Genomic DNA, 860 nt, shown 5'->3' with positions numbered 1-860 from the left:
ACACGAATTGTTGCAGGTGTTGGTGTACCGCAGCTTGCGGCCATTATGAGTGCTGCAGAAATTGCTGACAAAGCAGATATTCCTGTGATTGCTGATGGCGGGATCAAAGCTTCTGGTGATTTTGCTAAAGCCTTGGCAGGTGGGGCTTGTGCTGCTATGATTGGTTCCCTTTTAGCGGGTACAGAAGAAAGTCATGGTGAAGTTTATCTTTATAAAGGACGGTCTTTTAAAGCATATCGTGGCATGGGATCTGTTGGAGCTATGGCAAGAGGATCGGCAGATCGTTATTTTCAGGATGAAGTTCGTGATGAGCTTAAATTAGTTCCTGAAGGTGTTGAGGGTCAAGTTGCTTATAAAGGACCGATAGCGCCGGTTCTGCACCAGCTGGCTGGTGGATTGCGTGCTTCGATGGGTTATGTTGGGGCGAAAAATCTAGCGGAGTTTCGTGAAAAAGCGACATTTGTTCGTATTACCAATGCTGGACTCCACGAAAGTCATACACATGATGTTGCTATCACACGGGAAAGTCCAAATTATCGAAAACCTCTTTGAAATGTAAAGACCTTAGAGTCATTCCAGAGCATAAAAGACTGTTTAGAAAAATGTACAAGAACTGCTGTTTGTGGTTTGGTACAATAATCTCAAGCGTAAAGGGAAAGAATTGGAAGCTAACGATCCAATTCTTTCCTTAGGTTATATAAAATTGAGAAGATTAAGCAGGCTGTTGACTATCATCTTGCAGATATTTTTATTGAGAATAACTCTAGATAAAGTTTACAAAATTTATCGAATATTAGAAGTTTACAAAATTTATCGAATATTAGTAGAGTGGATTTATATCGGCACATGAGATGCTATTA

The 860-nt window shown here is 40.5% G+C and carries 1 protein-coding gene; it reads left to right on the top strand.

Features of this window, described 5'->3' with window-relative positions; translation table 11 throughout:
- Nucleotides 1-552 (top strand): IMP dehydrogenase (locus ACFIK8_RS10620; RefSeq protein WP_375669406.1); only part of this gene is annotated, 552 nt, incomplete at its 5' end.
- Between the last annotated feature and the right edge of the window lie 308 nt (nucleotides 553-860).

This window comes from Bartonella sp. MR168JLCBS (assembly GCF_042194175.1).
The sequence above is the reverse complement of the archived record's forward strand: the minus strand, read 5'-3'. Positions and strand labels throughout refer to the sequence as shown.